The 20,536-nt window shown below is 47.4% G+C and carries 19 protein-coding genes and 1 rRNA gene; 18 read left to right on the forward strand and 2 right to left on the reverse strand.

All coding sequences use genetic code 11. The features are described from left to right. Positions 1–79 (forward strand): 5S ribosomal RNA (gene rrf / locus EV210_RS23475); the annotation flags it as partial. Positions 80–276: 197 nt separating this feature from the next. Here rrf and EV210_RS16430 read toward each other — a convergent pair. Both EV210_RS16430 and EV210_RS16435 read right to left on the reverse strand, forming a co-directional pair. Beyond that, positions 277–1,257, reverse strand: a complete 981-nt coding sequence (locus tag EV210_RS16430) for an MBL fold metallo-hydrolase (RefSeq protein WP_132082450.1) — start codon at positions 1,255–1,257, stop codon at positions 277–279. Positions 1,258–1,333: 76 nt separating this feature from the next. Then, on the reverse strand, positions 1,334–2,263 hold the full coding sequence (locus EV210_RS16435; protein WP_132082451.1) for a Na/Pi cotransporter family protein: 930 nt from the start codon (positions 2,261–2,263) through the stop codon (positions 1,334–1,336). A 178-nt stretch (positions 2,264–2,441) separates the two neighbouring features. Here EV210_RS16435 and EV210_RS16440 point away from each other — a divergent pair, with 178 nt between their 5' ends. From EV210_RS16440 to EV210_RS16520, 17 genes are all read left to right on the forward strand, one after another. Continuing rightward, positions 2,442–3,854 carry a sigma-54 interaction domain-containing protein gene (locus EV210_RS16440; protein ID WP_132082452.1) on the forward strand — a complete coding sequence of 471 codons (1,413 nt, stop codon included), beginning with the start codon at positions 2,442–2,444 and terminating at the stop codon, positions 3,852–3,854. Between the two features lie 340 nt (positions 3,855–4,194). Then, positions 4,195–5,769, forward strand: coding sequence for an acyl CoA:acetate/3-ketoacid CoA transferase (locus EV210_RS16445; RefSeq protein ID WP_132082453.1), 1,575 nt, complete (start codon positions 4,195–4,197; stop codon positions 5,767–5,769). Positions 5,770–5,776: 7 nt separating this feature from the next. Continuing rightward, entirely contained in the window at positions 5,777–6,919 is a 1,143-nt protein-coding gene (locus EV210_RS16450) for an acyl-CoA dehydrogenase family protein (RefSeq protein WP_132082454.1), read from the forward strand. Between the two features lie 32 nt (positions 6,920–6,951). Beyond that, positions 6,952–8,073: an acyl-CoA dehydrogenase family protein gene (locus EV210_RS16455; protein ID WP_132082455.1), complete on the forward strand. Its 1,122-nt coding sequence runs from the start codon at positions 6,952–6,954 to the stop codon at positions 8,071–8,073. A gap of 35 nt (positions 8,074–8,108) precedes the next feature. Next, positions 8,109–8,888 (forward strand): electron transfer flavoprotein subunit beta/FixA family protein, encoded by a 780-nt coding sequence (locus tag EV210_RS16460; protein ID WP_132082456.1) that lies wholly within the window; start codon positions 8,109–8,111, stop codon positions 8,886–8,888. 17 nt (positions 8,889–8,905) lie between these two features. Continuing rightward, positions 8,906–9,838 carry an electron transfer flavoprotein subunit alpha/FixB family protein gene (locus tag EV210_RS16465; RefSeq protein WP_132082457.1) on the forward strand — a complete coding sequence of 311 codons (933 nt, stop codon included), beginning with the start codon at positions 8,906–8,908 and terminating at the stop codon, positions 9,836–9,838. A gap of 40 nt (positions 9,839–9,878) precedes the next feature. Then, positions 9,879–11,162, forward strand: coding sequence for an FAD-dependent oxidoreductase (locus tag EV210_RS16470; protein ID WP_132082458.1), 1,284 nt, complete (start codon positions 9,879–9,881; stop codon positions 11,160–11,162). After that, the gene (locus EV210_RS16475; protein WP_132082459.1) at positions 11,159–11,449 is read left to right on the forward strand and encodes a ferredoxin family protein; all 291 of its coding nucleotides are present in this window, start codon (positions 11,159–11,161) and stop codon (positions 11,447–11,449) included. The genes EV210_RS16470 and EV210_RS16475 overlap by 4 nt, the downstream gene beginning before the upstream one ends. 25 nt (positions 11,450–11,474) lie before the next feature. Continuing rightward, complete coding sequence (locus EV210_RS16480; RefSeq protein ID WP_132082460.1) at positions 11,475–12,752, forward strand: MFS transporter; 1,278 nt, start codon at positions 11,475–11,477, stop codon at positions 12,750–12,752. A 27-nt stretch (positions 12,753–12,779) separates the two neighbouring features. Beyond that, complete coding sequence (locus EV210_RS16485; RefSeq protein WP_132082461.1) at positions 12,780–14,210, forward strand: S-layer homology domain-containing protein; 1,431 nt, start codon at positions 12,780–12,782, stop codon at positions 14,208–14,210. Between the two features lie 126 nt (positions 14,211–14,336). Continuing rightward, positions 14,337–15,050, forward strand: a complete 714-nt coding sequence (locus EV210_RS16490; protein ID WP_165898943.1) for an MBL fold metallo-hydrolase — start codon at positions 14,337–14,339, stop codon at positions 15,048–15,050. Between the two features lie 128 nt (positions 15,051–15,178). Further along, on the forward strand, positions 15,179–15,466 hold the full coding sequence (locus EV210_RS16495) for a hypothetical protein (RefSeq protein ID WP_132082463.1): 288 nt from the start codon (positions 15,179–15,181) through the stop codon (positions 15,464–15,466). A 119-nt stretch (positions 15,467–15,585) separates the two neighbouring features. Next, on the forward strand, positions 15,586–16,509 hold the full coding sequence (locus EV210_RS16500; RefSeq protein WP_132082464.1) for an ABC transporter ATP-binding protein: 924 nt from the start codon (positions 15,586–15,588) through the stop codon (positions 16,507–16,509). 4 nt (positions 16,510–16,513) lie between these two features. Further along, on the forward strand, positions 16,514–17,257 hold the full coding sequence (locus EV210_RS16505; protein ID WP_132082465.1) for an ABC transporter permease: 744 nt from the start codon (positions 16,514–16,516) through the stop codon (positions 17,255–17,257). Positions 17,258–17,370: 113 nt separating this feature from the next. Further along, complete coding sequence (locus tag EV210_RS16510) at positions 17,371–17,688, forward strand: carboxymuconolactone decarboxylase family protein (protein WP_132082466.1); 318 nt, start codon at positions 17,371–17,373, stop codon at positions 17,686–17,688. Between the two features lie 12 nt (positions 17,689–17,700). Beyond that, positions 17,701–19,095: a dihydrolipoyl dehydrogenase gene (gene lpdA / locus EV210_RS16515; protein ID WP_132082467.1), complete on the forward strand. Its 1,395-nt coding sequence runs from the start codon at positions 17,701–17,703 to the stop codon at positions 19,093–19,095. 181 nt (positions 19,096–19,276) lie between these two features. Continuing rightward, a complete protein-coding gene (locus EV210_RS16520; protein WP_132082468.1) occupies positions 19,277–20,527 on the forward strand; it encodes a DUF445 domain-containing protein in 1,251 nt (416 codons plus the stop codon). Positions 20,528–20,536 lie beyond the last annotated feature (9 nt).

A 20,536-nucleotide genomic window follows, 5' to 3' on the forward strand; every position in this document is an offset into this window, starting at 1 on the left:
CCCGAACACGGTAGTTAAGCCCATATACGCCGAAAGTACTTGGCTGGAAACGGCCTGGGAGGATAGGGAGTCGCTGATTAGCAAAAAGCACTTACGAATGTGAGTGCTTTTTTGTTTTGTGTAAAATGGCGAGTCAGAATGATGCGTAAAGGCCCGGCAGAGGGAGTGCCATTGCAACGCTCAGACGCTGTCGCTTAACCTACGCTTATGGCAACGGCGCTCTCCTGACTAATATGCACAAGAGAGGCCCTGATGGAATCCATCAGGGCCTCTATGTTAGCAGCGCTTATAGTAATTAACGCCTTCAATGAATTCCTGGCAAATAAGTCCTTGAACCTCAAGATGCCGCAGGTGGGCGCGAGCTTCACCGGTGGCGAAGAATTTTTGTGGTGGAGGAAACTGATCCCAGGAGCGGTAGCTCATATCCCAGGTCATCTGTCCGGCTACCTGATAAGCTGTCAGGGGGCCGTCTGATAAAATTGAGAAGGCCTCGTCAAGGCGATGCTGGTGATGTTGTTTCAGCTCAGCAATTCTTCCCTGGCAGTCGGTAAAGATGCGACGGTGTCCTGGCAGTACCAGTTTAACGGGAAGCGGTTCGATTTTGCTTAATGAGTCGAGAAAACTTCCCAGCGGATTACCTGTATCCCACCAATGCGTAATGTTGGGGCTAATATCACCCAGGAGATGGTCGCCTGAGAAAAGAAGCTTTTGATCAGGCTCATAAAGGCAGACTTGTCCGGGAGAATGACCTGGAGTTTCGATACATGTTAGATGAAAATCATCAATGGTAATCACATCGCCATCTTTCACAATCGTGAAGTCAATTGTTTTTGCCAGCGAGCCTTTATAGCCGGGATGACGCTCGATAGCTTGCTGCGCCTCTTCGGCGGAAAATCCATTGCACCGGGCTGCTTCGAGCAAATTATGCCAGCCCGAGCGGACCGTGGCAAATTGATTAATAATAGCGGCATCCGCAGCACTGGCATAGACCGCTGACATGGGAGATTGAATATCGGGAATGAGGCCGGAATGATCGGAATGCATATGGGTAACAAAAATGTCTGTCTGATTAAGATTAACACTCAGCTCATCCAAACCGGCAAGTAATGCCTGCTGAGCTTCGGGGATTCTTAGGCCGGTGTCGATTATGAGGCTGCGTTCACGCCCCTTTATGATATAGCAATTGGTAGCCTTTAGTGGATTCTTCGGAATCGGGATTTCCAGGCGGTATAAAGCAGGTAAAATTAGTTCAGCCAATAGGTCCACTCCTTGCAGCAAAAATTAAATTAGATAATAGTGTTTTCGTTCCCGGAAAAAAAGATTCCTGCGTATGCTACCGATACTTTTTCTCTGGTATCAGCAATTCGATTAGGCGGGAAAATTGCCGCAGGAAGGGAAGCACCAGTAAGGAAGATAGGACGTTGAACAAGGTATGGTACAGAGCGATTTGGCCGGGAAAGTCGGACGTAAATGCTGCAGTAAGCTGTGTCAGTGTACCTGTTACAGGTAAGAATAAAAGTACACCTAACAGATTTAATAAGACATGCGATAACGCAACCCGTTTGGCTGCAGCAGGTGCTACTGTACTGACGATAACAGAGGAGAGACAGGAGCCAATATTGTTCCCATACACGATGTAAGCGGCTGTTGTTAAGTTAATTAGATCTTCGTCCGCTAGTGCCATTAAAATTGCGGTAGCTGCACTGCTGGACTGACAGAGAAATGTGGCCAAAATACCGGCGGCAATTCCCTGGAAAGCATTCGTTTCTGCCAAAGAAATCACATAGAGTAAGGTGTTCATATCCGGCAGACTGCCAAGCCCTGCTGTCAGAAAAGATAAGCCGCTGAACATGCCAAGCAGGCCTGATAATGTTAAGCCTATATACCGAAACCGTCTAAAAGTGATCAGGAGCAGGCAGACGATAAGCAACGGAATGAGCGCTTCCGCTGGCACTGAGACTGTTAGTAATTGTACGGTTGAACAGGTGCCAATATTTGCTCCCAGAATAATGCCGAGACCATTGTGAAAGGATAAATATTCAGCACTGACCAAGCTGATCGTAATTAAGGAAACGGCCGTGCTGCTTTGAAAGAGAGCGGCAGCAACTGTGCCGACTAAAATGCCGCGTAAGGGAGTACTAGTTGCTGTGCGCAGCAACAGCTGCAGCTTTTTCCATAATAGCAGCTTTAAGCCGTAGCGAACGGTAAATATTCCGCTGAGCAGCATTGTTACGCCTGCCGCAATTGATAGTATGCCAGTCATATATGCACCTCCTGAGTTGCCGCTATAGCAGCATAGCCTTAGAGTATATGTTAGAGGCAGGCCTTACTTGTATGGATAAAAAAGGAACTTTATTGCTCATGAGATATAAAAACTGCAGGATGCACCATCTGTAACGCGAATTAGTACCTAGACAGTTTAGATGGGGGGAGTTGTCCGTATGCCGCGGCCCAAACGGTCAAGCAGCCATGTATCCTATGTAAAACATAATCTGGAGCAAATATTTGACAATTTTCCTGATACTATATTTGTTACAGATGCAAGAGGAAATGTATTATTGTCTAATTCAACAACAGCGGTAACATTGGGAATTACATTAGACCAGCTGCTGCGTTCTAATATTGGCGACTTGGTTAAGCAGGGGTATTATAACAAATCGTATGCGCTCGAAGCAGCCGAAAAAAAATGCCCTGTTGGTGGACTTATTCATACAATGCTTAATTTTACGATGGAGTCGAAAAGTGTTCCCGTATTGGATGATGAAGGCAATGTAATAGTAGTAATTACCACCAGTAATCCGAAGGGTTCCAATCAGGCTTTTATTAGTGCTGAAGAAAGAGACAGCATGAATCAGCGCAGGCGTGAGATTGAATATCTGCGCAGCTGTGTTTTTTCTACTGATGAAGTGATTGCCGAAAGTATGGCTATGCAAAAGGCTTTGCTGCACGCTCACGCCGTGGCCCAGACGGATAGTACAACCGTGCTGTACGGAGAATCCGGTACCGGAAAGGAAGTGCTGGCTAAGTACATACATAAACATAGTAAACGGGCCCAGGAGGCTTTTATTGCTGTAAACTGCGCTGCATTTCCAGAACATTTAGTAGAGTCTGAACTATTTGGATATGAAAAAGGGGCATTTACCGGGGCAAACGCAGAAGGCAAGGTAGGACTGTTTGAGGCTGCGCATAATGGTACGTTATTTCTGGATGAAATTGTAGAACTGCCGCTTCCTTTGCAGTCTAAGCTGCTGCGCGTGTTAGAAACAGGCGAAGTTCGCCGTTTAGGCAGTCATAAAAACCGGAAAATAGATTTTCGGCTGCTCGCGGCAACGCATAAAGATTTACGAAAAATGACCGAAGAAAACACCTTCCGTATGGACTTATATTATCGGCTGAATGTAATTCCAATCCATATACCTCCTCTTCGGGAGCGACCGGAGGATATTATTGCATTATCACTAACGTTTCTAGAACGATTTAATAAAAAATATAATTGTAGCGCTCAATTGGACTCGGAGACACTGGAAGCTTTTCAAAAATATAATTGGCCCGGAAATGTGCGGGAGTTAAGAAATGTAGTTGAGCGCAGGGTTATCGGCAGTTTGCATAAATACGATGCCGACGACCTGACCGTAATGAAAGCGATGCCGGGGGCCGCATCAAGTCGTCTGGGTCTGGAGTTTGTTGATTTCAGCGGTACGTTAAAAGAGGTTATGAAAAATGTCGAGAAACGGTATATTCAGCACGTTCTCGAAGCTTGTAACGGACGAATCGGCGAAGCAGCCAACCGTTTAGGGATCTATCGCACCGTGCTTTATCGAAAGTTAAAAGGATATGAAGAAAATAAAGGATAGGGTACAGAATAATAATAATGTACCATTCTTGCTACATTGCTCTTGGAACACAAGAAGTAGCACCGCTTTTATTTCAGCGCAAAGCAGCGAATTGATAAGAGGAAAAGATTTTGACAAACCTATCTGCATTTGGAAGGATGTACCTAAACTGGTACATCCTTTTTTATTCGATCAATAAATGTTGCAAAACAGGTTCTGTTTCAGGAATATTGCAAAGATAGTAAGTACCGCTTTTGGCTTGGAATTGCTGGACATATTGTTAAAAATTTCACATTGGCACAGCTTTTGCAATAACAGATAGTGGAGGTTGAAAAATAAAATTTGAAAGGAAGTGAATCGCTTGTCAAAGATCATTACGGCAGATCAGGCAGCTGCACTGATCGAGGACAATGTTACGCTGGGGGCTACCGGATTTGGTTTAGCCGGGTGGGCGGAAGAAGTGGCTCAGGCAATTGAAAAGCGCTTTACCGCAACAGGCAGTCCCCGGAATATTACGCTTTTACATGCTTCGGCAATCGGCGACTGGAAAGAGCGAGGAACAACCCGGCTGGGGAAGGAAGGGCTGATTAAGAAGTGGATCGGCGCTCATATTGGATCATCGGCAGGGATGTCCAAACTGGTTATTGATAATAAAATAGAGGCTTATAACTTGCCACAGGGCTCGATTATCCAACTGCTTCGGGAAATTGCTGGCAGACGGGTGGGGTTGTTTACCAAGGTGGGACTCGGTACCTTTGTAGATCCCCGCATAGAAGGCGGAAGAATGAATGCCAAAACGACAGTTCCAATTAACAGGGTCGTCGAAGCAGAAGGCGAAGAGTGGCTGTTTTATAAGACCTTTCCTATTCACGTTGCCCTTCTTCGCGGGACTACCGTTGATGAGCATGGAAACCTGACGATGGAGAAAGAGGGACCCATTACGGAAGCTTTATCAATGGCGCAAGCGGTCAAAGCATCAGGGGGGATTGTTATTGTCCAGGCTGAGTATCTGGCCAAGGCAGGGTCACTGCATCCTAAGCAGGTGAAAGTCCCTGGAATACTTGTTGACTATATCGTCATTGCAACAAATCAAGAAGCCTGCTGGCAAACGGAAGGATTATATTTTAACCCTGCTTTTGCCGGAGATATTAAGGTTCCACTTAACAGTATTCCGGTTCTGCCGATGGATGAACGGAAAATCATTGCCCGCCGTGCGGCTGCGGAATTGCTTCCCAATGCTATTACCAATCTGGGGGTCGGCATACCTAGTGACGTAGCCGCTATTGCCGCTGAAGAGGGCGTTATTAACATGATGACCATGACTACGGAGATCGGGGGAGTAGGCGGTATACCTGCCAGCCTGCCTCATTTTGGTCACTCTTATAACGGAGAGGCTGTGGTTGATCATACATCGCAGTTTGACTTCTATGACGGTGGCGGTATTGATGTAGCCTTTTTGGGTTTGGCTCAAACCGATAAGCAGGGCAATGTAAATGTAAGTAAGTTCAAAGGACGGGCGATGGGCTGTGGAGGCTTCATTAACATTTCCCAAAATTCTAAGAAAGTAGTATACTGCGGTTCCTTTACGGCTGGTGGTCTTTCGGTAACGGCTCAGGACGGAAAACTGGTTATCCTCCAGGAAGGAAAAGGTAAGAAATTTATTGAGCACGTTGAGCAGGTAACCTATAGCGGTCAATATGCAGCCAAGGTAAATCAGCCGGTACTATATATCACTGAGCGGGCTGTTTTCACACTGGAGGATGGCGAAATGACCTTAATTGAAATCGCTCCCGGAATCGATCTCGAGAAAGACGTGTTAGCACTTATGGATTTCAAACCGCAGATTTCCAGAAATGTGAAGGTCATGAATCCTGCAATTTTTCAACCAGTCTGGGGAGGGCTTAAAGAGGTTATAGAAGCAAAAACGAAAGGTTGATGAGACGATGATTGATATCTCACTAACTCCCGAGCAGCAGAAAATTCAAAAGCTCGCCTGGGACTTTACGAAGGAACATATTATTCCGGTGGCGGCCGAATATGACCGGACAGGTCAATTCCCTGAATTCATTTTAGAAGAAGCAAAAAAGGCCGGATTAAATTGTATGGCTGCACCAAAAGAGTACGGGGGACCAGAGTTTACGTCAGTAACGCAATCCCTGGTCGTAGAAGCCTGGGCTTACGGCTGTGCAGGCTTTGCCACCATTCTTGGTGGTAACGGACTTAGTTCGTATCCACTGCTCATTGCCGGCACGCAGGAGCAAAAGAAATTATATTATGGCCGTCTGGTAGCAGGCGGCATGGGAGCCTTTGCCCTCACCGAGCCGGCAGCTGGTTCGGATGCCGGCGGCTGCACTACGGTTGCTAGGAGAGAAGGCGATGAATATGTGCTAAACGGTACAAAATGCTTTTGTACTACCGGCGGTTATGCTTCTATTATGGTGGTTTTTGCTTCCACTGATCTCAGCAAAGGCGTTAAGGGTCTGAGTGCATTTATTGTTGAGTCTGAGCGTCCAGGGGTTGTTGCCGGAGCTGCAGAGCACAAAATGGGGATACGAAGTTCCAATACGATTGAACTTCTCTTAAAAAATGTACGTATTCCGGCAGGAAACCTGCTTGGCAAGGAAGGCGAGGGTATGAAAATCGCCATGAAGACGTTGGACATGGCTCGCCCCATCGTAGGTGCTATTGGGGTTGGGGTGGCTCAGCGAGCTCTGGATGAAGCTGTAAAATATGCAAAAGAACAGCTTGATGGCAGCGGTAAACCATTAGCTGCTCATCAAAGTGTCCAATTTAAGCTGGCTGACATGCAAATCAGAGTTGAAGCAGCACGGCAAGTGGTACGACGTGCTTTAAGCCTCAAAGACGCTGGACTTCCCTATTCCAAGGAATCAGCGATAGCCAAAACACTCGCTTCCGATTCGGCGATGGTTGTAGCTGCAGAGGCCGTTGAGCTTATGGGTTCCTATGGCTACTCCAAAGATTCGATAGTGGAAAAGCTCATGCGGGATGCCAAAGTCATTCAGATTTACGAGGGCACCAACCAAGTACAGCGTATCGTTATTGCCGGGCAGCTGCTGCATTCGTAGACGCTGGGCGATGAAGAACAGGAGGGGATTAGATGAGTTATCAATTGACTGAAGAACAACAACTGATTCAGCAAAGTGCCCGGGACTTTTCCCTGGAGTTTGTATGTCCCTTGGCCCGGCAAATTGATAAGAGCGGAGAACATCCGGCGGAGATTATTCAAAAGCTGGCAGAGTCTGACTATTTAGGACTTTATCTTCCCGGTGACTATAGTGGAGCAGAAGCCGGATTCTTAAGTTTTGCACTTATTGTTGAAGAGATTTCCCGAGCTAGCGGAGCCGTAGCAGCTATCTTAGTGAATCATTCGGCTAAGTCTGCTTACGCTATTAATCGCTGGGGAAGTAGAACGCAAAAGCAAGCTTATTTGCATCTTCTGTGCAAAGGTGAAAAATTAGGGGCCTTTGCAGCAGCGGCTGTAGGCGCTGATCAAGTAACGGCAGTCAAGCAAGCTGGGGGTTATGTATTAAACGGGAAAAAAGCTTATGTTGCTAACGGTGGAGCGGCCGATACTTATGTTGTTGTTGCCGTTACCAACCCGGAAGCAGGAAACAAAGGTCTGAGTGCCTTTATTGTCGATGCCAGCACCACTGGCCTTACCGTAGGACGCCTTTCAGAAAAGATGGGACTGCGGGGTTGTCAGTCAGCAGAGCTTAGGTTTGATCATGTTTTTGTCCCAGCGGAGAATTTGCTCGGCCCGGAAAATGGAGCGCAAGGACTGTTGGAGGAAGTTCAGGCAGTCGCCAGCGTAGCAGAAGGCGCTCAAGTTGTAGGCATTGCGCAGGCCGCCATGGAGGATGCTGTCAGCTATGCCAAGCAAAGAGTCCAATTTGGCCGCCCAATTGCCAGTTTCCCGGCAATTCAAAACATGTTGGCGGAAATGGCAGCTAATATTTATATGCTGCGGCTAGCCGTATATGATGCTGCGGCACTGATTGAAAAAGGGGAAGCCTTTGCCAGTGCAGCGGCTATGATCAGATTAAACGCTTATCGTATCGGTCAAGGTGCCCTGATTGATGTCATCCAAGTAGAGGGTGGCTACGGCTATAGCGAAGAGATGGCAGCATCCCGCTATTACAGAGATGTAAAAGGGGTTATTGTAAAAGACAGCTCAGCTGATTTTCCTGAGAGAATGATTGCCGCAGAGCTGCTGCGATAGCGTACAGGGGCTTAAAAAGGAAAGGAGCATGCGCAATGCCAAAAATACTGGTTTGCTATAAATGGGTTTTAGATGAACAAGATATCAGAATTAATGCCGCTGATTTGAGCCTGGATATCAGCCGCGCCAAATATAAGCTCAGCGATTACGATAAGAATGCTGTTGAAGAAGCCTCACTCCTGGTAGAAAAGTTAGGCGGTACGGTGGAAGCTCTCACGTTTGGTACCGGAACCATTAAAAATTCATTGAAGGATCTGCTGTCGCGCGGCCCCGATAAGGCTTTTTATATCTGTGATCCCCTTGCAGAAAAGGCAGATGCTTTTGTGACCGCTAACGTATTGGCAGCAGCTGTAAAAAAGATTGGTGAATATGACCTTATTATTTGCGGTGAAGGCAGTACCGATGCCTACAATCAGCAGGCTGCGCCGCGCCTGGCAGCTCTCTTGCATATTCCAGCTGTTACTTATGTCCAGCAGGTAGCCGTTGAAGGCACAAAAATTATTGCTACCCGTAAATTAGGCAGCTGTACTGAAGTTGTAACCGTGGATGGGCCGGCTGTTATCAGCGTATTGCCGGAAATCAACAAACCTCGAATCCCCAGCCTAAAGCAAGTAATCGGCGCAAGTAAAAAGCCTTCGGCTGAAATCATGCTGACCGAGCTGGAGCTTGAACAGAAAGATTTGATGCCCAAAGTGACAGTCTCATCAGTCAAGGGCTTTGTCATGAACCGGAAAAACATCATATATAAAGAACCCAATCAAGCCGACAATATTGCCAAACTGGTTACAAGCCTTACGAAAGAAGGCTTGTGCTAGAGAAAGGAGCGAAAAAAATGCCGGGAATATGGATTTTTTCAGAAGAAAATGACACTGCCAGACAACTCATTACTGCCGGATCACAATTAAAAGCAGCCATGTGCCAATCCCTAGGGGTAGTTACACTGGAGGCTGCAGAAGCAGAAGGGTTTATCGCGGCCGGTGCCGATAAGGTTGTTGTGGTCAATGGAGACTCGCGCTGGCCGGAAAGCTACGCCGGAGCCATTAGCAATATTGTTGGGCAGGAAGCTGCCAGTGTGTTGCTGGTAGGCGCTACTGCACGGGGAAAAAACATTGCAGCAACAATTGCTGCACTATGGCAGGCCGGTCTGGTATCAGAAGCACAAAGCTTCCAATATGCCGGGGGCTGCCTTGAGACCACACGTTTACTATATGGCGGTTTGGCTGTCAGTACCGAGTCAGTTACGTTGCCGGTCCTGGTAACCGTGGCGCCCCGGATGTTTGAAGAACCTGCTCAGACCGCCAGTACCAGCGGTGACATTAGTATTCAGCAAGCTGTTGTTGCTGATGCCAGAGTCTTTGTCAGTGATGTCTGTCCGATTGTAAGAGAAGGTGCTGACATTTTGGCTGCCTCCCGTCTGGTGTGTGTAGGCCGTGGCCTGGCACAACGGGAAGATCTGGCACTGGCGGAATCACTTGCTAGTGCCATTGGCGGCGAAGTTGCCTGTACCCGTGGTGTTGCAGAGGACTATCACTGGCTGCCGGTGGAGCGGTATATCGGCATCTCCGGTCAAAAGGTAAAACCTGACTTATATTTATCCCTAGGCGTATCGGGGCAAGTGCAGCATGTAGCCGGAATTCGTGACTCAAAGGTTATTGTGGCAATTGATGCCAATGAGAAGGCTCCCATTTTTGAAGCTGCTGATTACGGCATTGTCGGTGATCTTTATGAAGTGGCTCCATTGCTGGTAAAGGCACTTAGTAAATAGAACCGTCCGACCGGATCTGAAGGGATAGGAGTGGAAGCAAATGTCTAGCGATGAAAAATTTGATGCAATCGTTATCGGTGCAGGACCGGCCGGTTCAGCCTGCGCCTATGTTCTGGCCAGAGAAGGTAGAAGTGTGCTTGTTGTTGAGCGGGGGGGAAGCGTTGGCAGCAAGAACGTAACCGGAGGCCGGCTATATACGTATGCTCTGGAGATGGTAGAGCCGGATTTGTACAAACGGGCTCCCCTGCAGCGAAAAGTAGTGCGTGAGCAGATTATGATGCTTGGCAGCACTAACGCAATGACGGTTGACTATGTAGATTACGATTATGGCGGCGAGGTGCCACAATCATACTCTGTGCTGCGTGCTGCCTTTGATGAGTGGTTTGCCGGAGAAGCAGAATTGCAGGGAGCAATGATGGCAACAGGGATATTGGTTGATGAACTGATTGAGGAAAACGGTAAAATTGTGGGTATCAAAGCCGGGGAAGATGAAATGTATGCCGAAGTGGTCATTGCAGCTGACGGCGTTAATTCCTTTATTGCTCAAAAAGCGGGGCTTCGGCCTGATATTACGGCAAACCTGGTGGGAGTAGGCGTCAAAGAGATCATTGAGCTGCCGGATAATCTGATTGAAGCCAGATTTAATCTTAACCATGATGAAGGTGCGGCCCGGGTGGCCATTGGCTGTACGGAAGGGATTTCGGGCGGTGCATTCCTGTATACCAACAGGGGCAGCCTTTCTCTGGGCATTGTATTTAATCCTGAGCAAGCTGCACAAAACGGGAAACGGATACAGGAAATTATGCAGGATTTTAAAATGCATCCTGCGATTGCTCCTTTAATCTCAGGAGGCACCACCGTGGAATATGCGGCCCACCTGGTACCTGAGCTGGGGCTTAGTGGAATGCCAAAGGTGTTATACCGGGACGGGCTGGTGATTATTGGGGATGCAGCCGGTTTTGGCATTAATACAGGCCTCATTATTCGCGGGATGGATCTGGCAATCGTCAGCGGTGTGGCAGCAGCCAGGGCAGTAATTAAAGCAACTGAAGCATCGGCTGTCGGACCACTTTACATGCAGGAACTGGAGAACTTAATGGTAATGCCCAGTCAGCGTTTCTTTGCGGGGTGGCATCATATTTTTGAAATTAATCGCTTATTTGCAGCCTATCCCCAAATGGTTAATGAAATGATGAATTTTATGTTTACCGTTAATGGCAGTGTACCGGAGAAAATACCGAGGGCCCTTTACAGTATTATGAAAAAGTATGTTTCAATGGGCCAACTAGCAGCTGATGGCTGGAAGGGGTTTAAATCAATATGACAATAAAAAAACAAAGTCCCGAGGAACTGCTGGGATTGAATAAATTTACTGTCGATGAAGGCGAGCCCCACATTATCCTGGATAAAGCCATATGTGCTCACTGTAAGGAGAAACCCTGCCTGATTGTCTGCCCGGCAGTGCTGTATACCCTCAAAAATGGTGAAATTAATTTTGAATATGCCGGATGCCTGGAATGTGGCACCTGCCGGATAGTGTGTAAGAAAAAAGGGATTAAACAGTGGAAACATCCACGAGGCACTTTTGGAGTGGCATTCCGATACGGATGAATACGTTAGCGAGGAGGTAAAAGAAATGAACGAGCAGCAAAGCTTTTATGGCTGGAAATTGGTAGGGGCGCTTTGGTTTATTTATTTACTGAACATGGGCTTTCCACTCTATGGCGGGGCAGTTATTAACACGTACATGATAAAAGAAATTACGATGGATCGGGGAACGTTTGGACTCGGCTTTACTTTGCTAAATTTATTCATCGGTATTTCAGCAATCGTGATTGCAGCAATTATCCAGAAGCGGGGAATAAAGGCTGCGTTTTTATTCGGCTCAGCGCTAATTGTTGCCGGTACACTATGGATGGCATTCCTTGCCTCAGCACCCTGGCATTATCTAATTGGTTTTGGTGTAATTATCGGGTTAGGAATAGGCTGCAGTACCATTGTTCCCTTATCGACAGCTGTTACCCGCTGGTTCATCAGCTCCCGGGGAAAGGCGATGGCAGCCGCCATGACGGCATCTGGCTTTGCCGGATTTATTGGTGCACCAGCCATGAATGGCATTATGGCATCAAATGGAGGCAATTGGCGCCAGGCTTGGCTCATTGTGGCCGCCATTGCTATACTGGCGGCAATTATTGCTTATTTTTTTATCAAAGAACGTCCCGAGGATCTTGGCCAGATTCCCGATGGCAAAAAGCCTGATTCATCCTCTGCCGGGGTAATGAACGCTTTAGCAACAAAGGAGGAGTGGACACCGGCTGAAGCCTATAAAACGAAATCCTATTGGATGATTTGGATCGGGTCGCTGGCCTGCCAATTTCCGTTCTTTTTCTTTACTGCTCATTGGATTCTTCATTTAAAGGGGGCTGGAGTATCACCTGCCGATGCCGCATTTGCCATGGGATTATTTACGATGGGCGGTATTGCCGGACGCTTAATGGGTGGGTGGCTAATGGACAAAATGGCAGCACGTTTTGCCTTCATGCTGGGCATATGCTGTTATTTCTTAGGCTCTTTGCTGGCAATTAATATTGATGCCCAGAACTTACTGTTGGCTTATGGAGCCGCTATGTTATACGGGGCAGGTTTTGGCTGGTCCTTCGTATGTCTTAATACCGTTACCGGAAATTTTTATGGTCCCAAAGCTTTTCCTAAATTGAATGGTACCATGATGCTGCTGTCCGGAATTTTTTGTTCACCGGCAGCACTGGTGGGCGGAACGTTATTTGATATGTTTAAAAGCTATACACCTGCTTTCCAGCTCAATGTGGTGATCTGTGCGATCGGTATTATTGCGCTCGTCTTTGCCACGATGCCTCAGAAATCCTATAGAAAAGGAAGCTCTGTTCAGGCTTAATCTTTATCACAAGGGGGAAAGGTGGATATGAAAAAAGGAATTGCAAGGGGGCTGCTTGCCGTTGCCTTCACGGTTGTAGCAGGTGCATCTTATGCAGCAAACGGTTCATTTACAGACGTTCCGTCTACGCATTGGGCCTATGATGCCGTAGCCAGGCTGGCTCAAGCGGGACTGATTGATGGCTACAGTGACCGTACCTTTCGGGGCGATAAAAGTCTTAACCGCTATGAATTTGCTGTTGTAGTGGAAAGGGCCATTTCTAAATATGAGCGCGCAACGGAGGCTAACAAGGAACTGATTGATAAGCTGTCAGTCGAGTTTGTTAGTGAGTTAAACCGGATGGGAGCCAGAGTTGACAGGCTGGAGGCTAAAACCAGTGTGATGGAGTCAAAACTGAATATCACAGTCGGCGGCGATACGCGAATGCGATTTATTGCTGATAATCCTGCCGCCGGTTCAGGCATCCGGAAGCTGCATGGCGGAGAAGCTTTCGATTTTCGTCAGCGCATTAAATTCTCCGGGACGATTAATGAAGATGTATCCTGGCTGACTCGCGTTTCTACCTCTTATGGCAACAAGTGGGGATCGACCGATAATGCGGCCGGATCGTCGGTGTATGTTGATGTAATGACCGTTTCAGCAAAAAATATAATTGGCATAGATAGCATCCGTGCGGGCCGTTCAGCGCTCGATTTCTTCGGCAATGGCTTAATGGGAAAGCCGATGGCGGTTGACGGTATTTTATTAAATAAGAAGATAGGGACGGTAGGCTTTAGAGGGTGGACGGGTGAGATTAAACCGTACACCGGCAATGGTGATGCAAACCAACTGACTACCGGGGAACTCAGTTATAACGTATCCAATAATCTTACTATGAAGGCGGGGTATTATTGGGCGGACATTCCAGGCAGTATTGCAACGATGAATGTCAGCAGCGGCAGTTTTTCCGGTTCGAAGGGCTGGTCCACTGCAGCAGTGTACAAGTTCAGCAACTATACGTTTCTGGCGGATTATGTAAGTACCACTTTAGATAATACGACCGGCAAATTGTCATCTAACCCTAAAGGGTGGTCTGTGCAGGTAAGTAATGGCAAAGGCCCTGGCGCCAAGGCTGCTTACTACTCGGCGGCTCCTCTCGTTATTCCTGCCAAAGTCGGCTCTGATGCCTGGTCAGTGTCTTACCGCAGCGTGGATGCAGGGGCTTTGCCCAGCGGTGCCGGTGGGTTTGATACAACTGCTGTAGCTAATTACGACGTACCGCCAACTAGTATTAACGTATTTACCAAGGCAACAGATAATGTAGATGTACTGTTTTTGGCATACCAGAAGGTAGTAGCGAAAAATGTAGTTGCCTCACTTGAGTATCAGGACTTTAAGCTGAAAAATAAGGGACTAACAAACTTGTCTTCTGATGCACTTGATAAAACCTATATGGCTAAGTTTGAATTTTTCTACTAGGAGCAGGGGGCGCAAATGCGGCCCCTTTCTCTATATGTCTGGAGAACAAGAACTGAGCAGAAGGAGTTTCGGTATTTTTTTCGAACCATTACAGTAAAAGTCAATGCAAAGCGAAGGAGGATTGTCATGCCATCTGAATTGCAGCTTACCTACCTGGATCATAGTGGATTTATTGTGGAAACAGAACAGCAGGTACTGGTTTTTGATTATTATCGTGATAGTGCTAAAATTACACCGGACCGCTTAAAACAGGGGAAACCGGTGTGGGTATTTTCCTCTCATGCTCATGCCGATCATTTTAATCCGCACATTGCTGCCTGGCAGGAAAAAGTAACGAAATATATATTGAGCAGTGACATACGCCAGGCAGGGGGCTTAGCTAATGTCAAAGCGGATAAGCTTATTTATATGAATCAGGATGAACAAATTGAGCAAGGGGGCTTGCAGATTACGACCTTTGGTTCTACTGATGAGGGAATATCCTTTTTAGTTGAAGTAGACGGATGGCGGATATTTCATGCCGGCGACTTAAACTGGTGGCACTGGAAAGGCGATACGGAGGAGAACCTAGCGCTAGCCAAAGATGGTTTTTTCAGGGAGATGGATAAACTTGCCGGACAATCGCTCGATGTCGCTTTTTTCCCGGTTGACGGCCGACTGGAAGAGTACCGCGAGCTTGGTGTCCGCGAATTCTGCAAAAGAACAACTGTCAGGCAGTTGGCAGCTATGCACTTATGCGGAAAGGTGTGGGCACCTGATGAAGATTTTGCTAACGCTCATCCGGCTACAGCTGTCTGGTGTCCCCACATTCCAGGCGCTAAACTTAGCGTACACAAATAGCTGCAAAGCACTCACCACTGGGTGAGTGCTTTGCTTTTTTAGGTAGAATTCAGCCGTTCTAGCAGGGATGACAAGCCTGATGAACGAATAAGATAATAAGTAAATCACAATCCGAAAGGAGCGAATGTATGAATCGAACGTGGTTTTATATTTTGGCTGTTATGATTGGCGGCAGCATGGTGAAATATCTTTTGCCTAATCCCTTGTTTTGGGTAATTATAGACCTGGCTGTTCTTGGTGTTGCCTACCTGATTTTACGGCGCCATCCGTATATTGATATGAGGCACTCGATGATTTTTCTAGGAGGTCTCACCGCAATTAATGTGCTGGTCGACCTCGGAATAATGAATGGGATGATGGGGAATATTGCATTACTTGCTTTATTAGGGTGGATGCTGTTTGGCGGGGGACGATAAAGCTCCGTAAATGTTAGTTTAGAAGAACCTCTGCAGGATAAGCGGAGGTTTTTCTAATTTGCAGAAAATGAGTAGATTTGGACATAATGAAAAAAGTACTGGGTTAAAGGAGCGCAATCATGAGCATCGTGGTACAAGCCCGGAATTTAATGAAGTATTATGGTGATTTTCAGGCGGTAAAGGGAATTTCTTTTGAGATTAATAAAGGGGAGTGCTTTGGCTTCCTTGGGCATAATGGAGCAGGCAAGTCGACGACAATGAGAATGATTTATGGTTTATCGACCGTGCAGCAAGGCAGTTTGACTGTTTTGGGCGAGCAAATTACGCTGACACCGCCCCGGATTAAGGCGCGCATGGGTGTTGTACCGCAGGAGGATAGTTTGGATCCTGATTTAACAGTGCTGGAAAACCTGGAGGTTTATGGCGGCTTCTTCGGCTTGTCGTCCAGGGAATCACGGCAGCGCGGGCAAGAGTGGCTGAACTTTATGGGACTGGAAGATAGAGGCGGCGTCCGGGTAGATTCGCTGTCAGGAGGAAATCAGCGGCGTGTGGTTATTGCGCGGGCGCTGATTAATCATCCCGAGATTGTTGTGCTTGATGAACCTACTACCGGGTTGGACCCGCAAGGCCGCCGTCTTGTGTGGCAAAAACTGCGTCAGTTAAAAGAGCAAGGCGTGACGCTGATTTTAACAACGCACTATATGGAAGAGGCGGCGCAACTGTGTGACCGGCTGGTAGTGATGAATGATGGTATGATTCTAGCCCAGGGTCATCCTGAAGAACTGGTACAACAGCATGTTTTGCCATATTGTATCGAAGTACGCCTGCCGCTGGATTTAATTCCAGCAGACTTGGCAGAGAAAGTTGAGGCTTCAGGCGGAGTTGTGGAACGCATGGCTGACGGATTATTTATTTATACCGAAGAGGGGCAAACAGTCTGGCAGAAGCTGCCTGAGTGGGGGTTGACCCAGCGTGCCTGCTATTTGCGTACTTCTCACCTGGAAGATGTCTTTTTAAAACTGACGGGCCGAAGGGAGGAGTAACTGCATGTTTCGAGTGTTAAGACGTCATATGAAGGTATTTAGACGTATTTGGTGGACAAATACGATGTTTAACTTTCTGGAGCCAATTTTATATATGACCGCCATGGGATTTGGGTTAGGTGCTTACGTACAGAACATTGACGGAATCAGCTATGCTCAGTTTATTGCTCCCGGCTTTATTGCATCATCAGGCATGTGGGCTTCGACCTTTGAGTGTACTTATGGCAGTTTTGTCCGGCTTCAGTTTGAAAAAACACTTCATTCTATGCTGGCAGCTCCTTTGACGGTCGCCGATGTAGTCTGGGGAGAAATCTTATACGCTACGGTAAAAAGTTTTGTCTATGGTACAGTGATTTTAGCTGCGATTGCTTTGCTAGGGCTTGTACAGTCCTGGTGGTCGATACTAATCCTGCCTTTTCTGGCATTGCCGGGAATGGTATTTGCTTTGCTGGCCCTTTCTTTTACAGGCTTTATTAAAAATATTGATCACATTAATTATTATATTACGATCTTTTCCACTCCCGTATATTTGTTCTCGGGGATCTTTTTTCCGCTGGACTCACTGCCCTTGCTCGGTCAGGCGGCTGTCTGGATCAATCCGCTTTATCACAGTGTGGAGGTTTGCCGGGCTTTAGTTCTCGGGCATGTTTCCCCGGCATTGCTTTCGCATGTGGCAGTCTTGATTTCATGGGTAATTGTGCTTGGCTGGCTGCCGGTAAAGCTGATGCGAAATCGTTTGCTTAGTTAACGATTCTTGCGGCTGTTTAAAAGTACCGTGCAGGGATAATCGGTCCACCTGGCAGGGAATTTCTAGAATTTATGGAATAAATGTGTAGATAGACAGGCAAGGAGGAGAGAAAATTGCAAAATCAGGTAAGCAATGCTTTTCAACTTTTTCTTAGTGAGGCTCCCGAACATGCCAAAGGCTGGCTGGAAGCGGTTAAGAACGTTGACAAGGCCAGTGCCCTGGATAGTAAAACAGGAGAACTAGCTTATATTGCCGTATTAGCAGCTGCTAAACTGGTGAGCGGTATTCCGTTTCATGTACGCAGTGCCAAGCAGCTGGGGGCTACACGGGAGGAAATTATTAGTGCCGTTTTGCTAGGGTTACCTGCGGTAGGGAATGGTGTTATTCAATCGCTGCCTGCTGCTATTGAGGCTTATGACAGCGTAGAATAGGGAGGGACAGATATGCAGAAACAGGTAGTTGTTATTGGCGGCGGACCGGGTGGCTATGTGGCCGCGATACGGGCTGCCCAGCTGGGAGCCAGGGTAACTGTAATTGAGCAGGAAAGACTGGGCGGCACCTGTCTGAATATCGGCTGTATCCCGACCAAGGCTTTGCTGCATACAGCAGAATTGTACCGGACAATGCAAAAAAGCAAAGCATTAGGCCTCCAGATGGATAACCTCCGGATTGATTGGCCGGCACTGCAAAACCGTAAAAACAATTTAGTTAACCGTCTTGTAAAAGGTGTAGATTCGCTCTTAAAAGCCAACGGAATAGTAGTGATGACAGCAAAAGCAGCTTTATCGCCGGAACGGACGCTAGTTGCAGACGGCCAGGCGGTGCCTGCCGACATTATTATCCTGGCAACTGGATCGGAGCCTGTGAAACTTGCTTTTCCCGGTGCTGACCTGCCAGGTGTTATTGACAGTACAGAGGCTCTAAATCTGCCGGCGGTACCCAAATCGCTGATCATTATCGGCGGGGGCGTTATCGGTGTTGAATTTGCCGCCTTATTCTCTTCGCTTGGGGCACAAGTTACTGTGGTTGAGGCGCAGAGCCAGATTCTTCCCGGAACAGACAGTGAGCTTGCCGGCAGACTGCGTCAGGAACTTACCCGCCAAGGCGTAAAATTCTACACTGAGACGAGACTGGAAGCGGCTGAAGCAGGTGAGCAAGGATACCGTGCTAAAGTTGTAACAGGTGATAAGGTCGAAACTATTGACGGAGAATATCTATTAGTCGCCGTTGGCAGAAAGCCGCGTACAGAGGGAATTGGCCTTAAAGAAGCCGGTATTAATCTTGAATGCGGCCGGATTATGGTGGATCGGCATTTTGCAACTAATTTGCCTGCGGTTTATGCCGTAGGAGATTGTAACGGACAATTAATGCTGGCACACGCCGCGTCTGCTCAAGGGATTGCCGCAGTAGAGCATGCATTAGGTGAACAGGCAGAATACTGTGGCGCAAGCATTCCCTCTTGTATCTATACTACTCCTGAAGCAGCTTCTGTCGGGTATACGGAAGAAGCGCTGCAAAAACAGGGTGTTGCGTATATTGCAGGCAGGTTTGCATTAATTGCGAATGGCAAAGCATTAATCGAAGACGGACAATCAGGTTTTGTAAAGATCCTGGCTCAAGAAAGCTCCGGTAAAGTGGTTGGCGTTCATATGCTGGGGCCAGGGGCAACGGAGATGATTGCCGAAGGCGCTTTAGCTATTCGCATGGGGGCGGCAATTAACGATTTGATTACGACGATCCACGCTCATCCTACGATTAGCGAGGCTGTCGGCGAAGCTGCTTTGGCAGCGAAACATTTGGCCATTCATTTGCCGCCACAGCAAAAAGCTTCAGACTAATTTGGCGTAATATGGTTATCAGGCAGCCTGTGAAGGCTGCTTTTTTGTTAGGAAGCAAAAATTAGCGGATGAACACCTCTCATTATGAATACATAAGATATACTGATTAACGAGTTTACAAGGGTTTAGCGGAGCGGGCAACGAATATTACAGCTAATACGCTGGGAGAAGGTGAACAACCATGGCTAATCGTCATAAGGCTAACTGGGCATTAGCTGCCGTAACGGCGGGCTATTTTGCAAGCTATCCTTTTAGCGGTACGTTTGCCGGCGGCCTGATATCCAGTGCCTGCGGCGCTGCGATGGTTGGCGGACTGGCGGACTGGTTTGCGGTAACTGCCCTTTTCCGTAAGCCGCTGGGCTTTTCTTATCGTACGGCACTTATCCCGCGGAACCGGGAAAAGATATTTCGTATTATGGCGGATATGGTAGAAAAAGAGCTGTTAACCACTGCCAATATTAAAGAGACATTGAAGCGGTATTCTCTAGCCGAGCTTTTGCTGCATTATTTGCAAGACCAGGGCGGCAAACAAGAGGTTAAGTCTATTTTAGCTGCGGCTGGGACACAGTTTATTCAATCGGTCGATGCCGATGAGCTGGGGCGCACGCTGGAATTGCTGCTGCATAAGGAAGGGGCGGCAATTAAGTTGTCTCCCCTGCTGGCTTCTGGCATCGAGTGGTCGCTCCACTGGGGCTATGGAGATAAGCTGATCACGTTTATATTAGATGAAGCGATTCGCTTGGCCAATAACGAACAAACGCCGCGGCTGCTTGGTGATTTGGTTGTTGAGGCGCAAGCTACTTATGAACGGGGGATGGCAAGGCGAAAAATTTTCAATAAGCTGGTTGAGCAGCTTATGCACATTACCCCGCTTCGTTTTGGTGTGATTATTCAGCGCCGTTTGGTGGAGCTGCTTGAAAAACTCAAAGAACCGGAGCACCCGTTGAGAAAGAAATTGCAAAGCTGGCTGCTCAGTTTGGTAGAGAGTTTGAAGACGGACGAACAATTGCAGCTAAAGGTGGAAATGTGGAAAAAACAACAGCTGGCTGTTCATTGGAAGCTGCGTGATCAGTGCGTTGCTTTAATTAATCAGTTTTATCATATTGATGGGGATGCGCCAATTGAATCACGGTTAGAACGTCTGATTAATAAGCGAATTGATCAATGGGTAGAAGAACTTGATAAAAATGATCAATTGCAGCAACAGGTGGATGTTCAGATTAAACACCAAATGACTATGTGGCTGGATAACCGGCATAATCAGCTTGGTTCGCTGGTTATGGAACGTTTGCAGCAATTCACAAATGATGAGCTGGTCACCTTCATTGAGGCAAGAGCAGGCGATGATTTGCAGATGATCCGTATAAACGGATCGGTAGTGGGAGGCTTGCTGGGAATACTCATATATGTTGCAACTTACTGGTTATGGTGAGGTGGTGAA

The sequence above is a fragment of the Anaerospora hongkongensis genome (assembly GCF_004339805.1).
Taxonomy (GTDB): Bacteria; Bacillota; Negativicutes; order Sporomusales; family DSM-15969; genus Anaerospora; species Anaerospora hongkongensis.

Excerpts from the sequence above, each read along its gene's own strand:
- EV210_RS16435 (WP_132082451.1), bottom strand. The coding sequence starts at position 2,263 with ATGACTGGCATACTATCAATTGCGGCAGGCGTAACAATGCTGCTCAGC.
- EV210_RS16490 (WP_165898943.1), top strand. The coding sequence starts at position 14,337 with ATGCCATCTGAATTGCAGCTTACCTACCTGGATCATAGTGGATTTATT.
- EV210_RS16460 (WP_132082456.1), top strand. The coding sequence starts at position 8,109 with ATGCCAAAAATACTGGTTTGCTATAAATGGGTTTTAGATGAACAAGAT.
- EV210_RS16450 (WP_132082454.1), top strand. The coding sequence starts at position 5,777 with ATGATTGATATCTCACTAACTCCCGAGCAGCAGAAAATTCAAAAGCTC.
- EV210_RS16455 (WP_132082455.1), top strand. The coding sequence starts at position 6,952 with ATGAGTTATCAATTGACTGAAGAACAACAACTGATTCAGCAAAGTGCC.
- EV210_RS16470 (WP_132082458.1), top strand. The coding sequence starts at position 9,879 with ATGTCTAGCGATGAAAAATTTGATGCAATCGTTATCGGTGCAGGACCG.
- EV210_RS16495 (WP_132082463.1), top strand. The coding sequence starts at position 15,179 with ATGAATCGAACGTGGTTTTATATTTTGGCTGTTATGATTGGCGGCAGC.
- EV210_RS16505 (WP_132082465.1), top strand. The coding sequence starts at position 16,514 with ATGTTTCGAGTGTTAAGACGTCATATGAAGGTATTTAGACGTATTTGG.
- EV210_RS16520 (WP_132082468.1), top strand. The coding sequence starts at position 19,277 with ATGGCTAATCGTCATAAGGCTAACTGGGCATTAGCTGCCGTAACGGCG.
- EV210_RS16485 (WP_132082461.1), top strand. The coding sequence starts at position 12,780 with ATGAAAAAAGGAATTGCAAGGGGGCTGCTTGCCGTTGCCTTCACGGTT.
- EV210_RS16500 (WP_132082464.1), top strand. The coding sequence starts at position 15,586 with ATGAGCATCGTGGTACAAGCCCGGAATTTAATGAAGTATTATGGTGAT.
- lpdA (WP_132082467.1), top strand. The coding sequence starts at position 17,701 with ATGCAGAAACAGGTAGTTGTTATTGGCGGCGGACCGGGTGGCTATGTG.
- EV210_RS16440 (WP_132082452.1), top strand. The coding sequence starts at position 2,442 with ATGCCGCGGCCCAAACGGTCAAGCAGCCATGTATCCTATGTAAAACAT.
- EV210_RS16465 (WP_132082457.1), top strand. The coding sequence starts at position 8,906 with ATGCCGGGAATATGGATTTTTTCAGAAGAAAATGACACTGCCAGACAA.
- EV210_RS16475 (WP_132082459.1), top strand. The coding sequence starts at position 11,159 with ATGACAATAAAAAAACAAAGTCCCGAGGAACTGCTGGGATTGAATAAA.
- EV210_RS16480 (WP_132082460.1), top strand. The coding sequence starts at position 11,475 with ATGAACGAGCAGCAAAGCTTTTATGGCTGGAAATTGGTAGGGGCGCTT.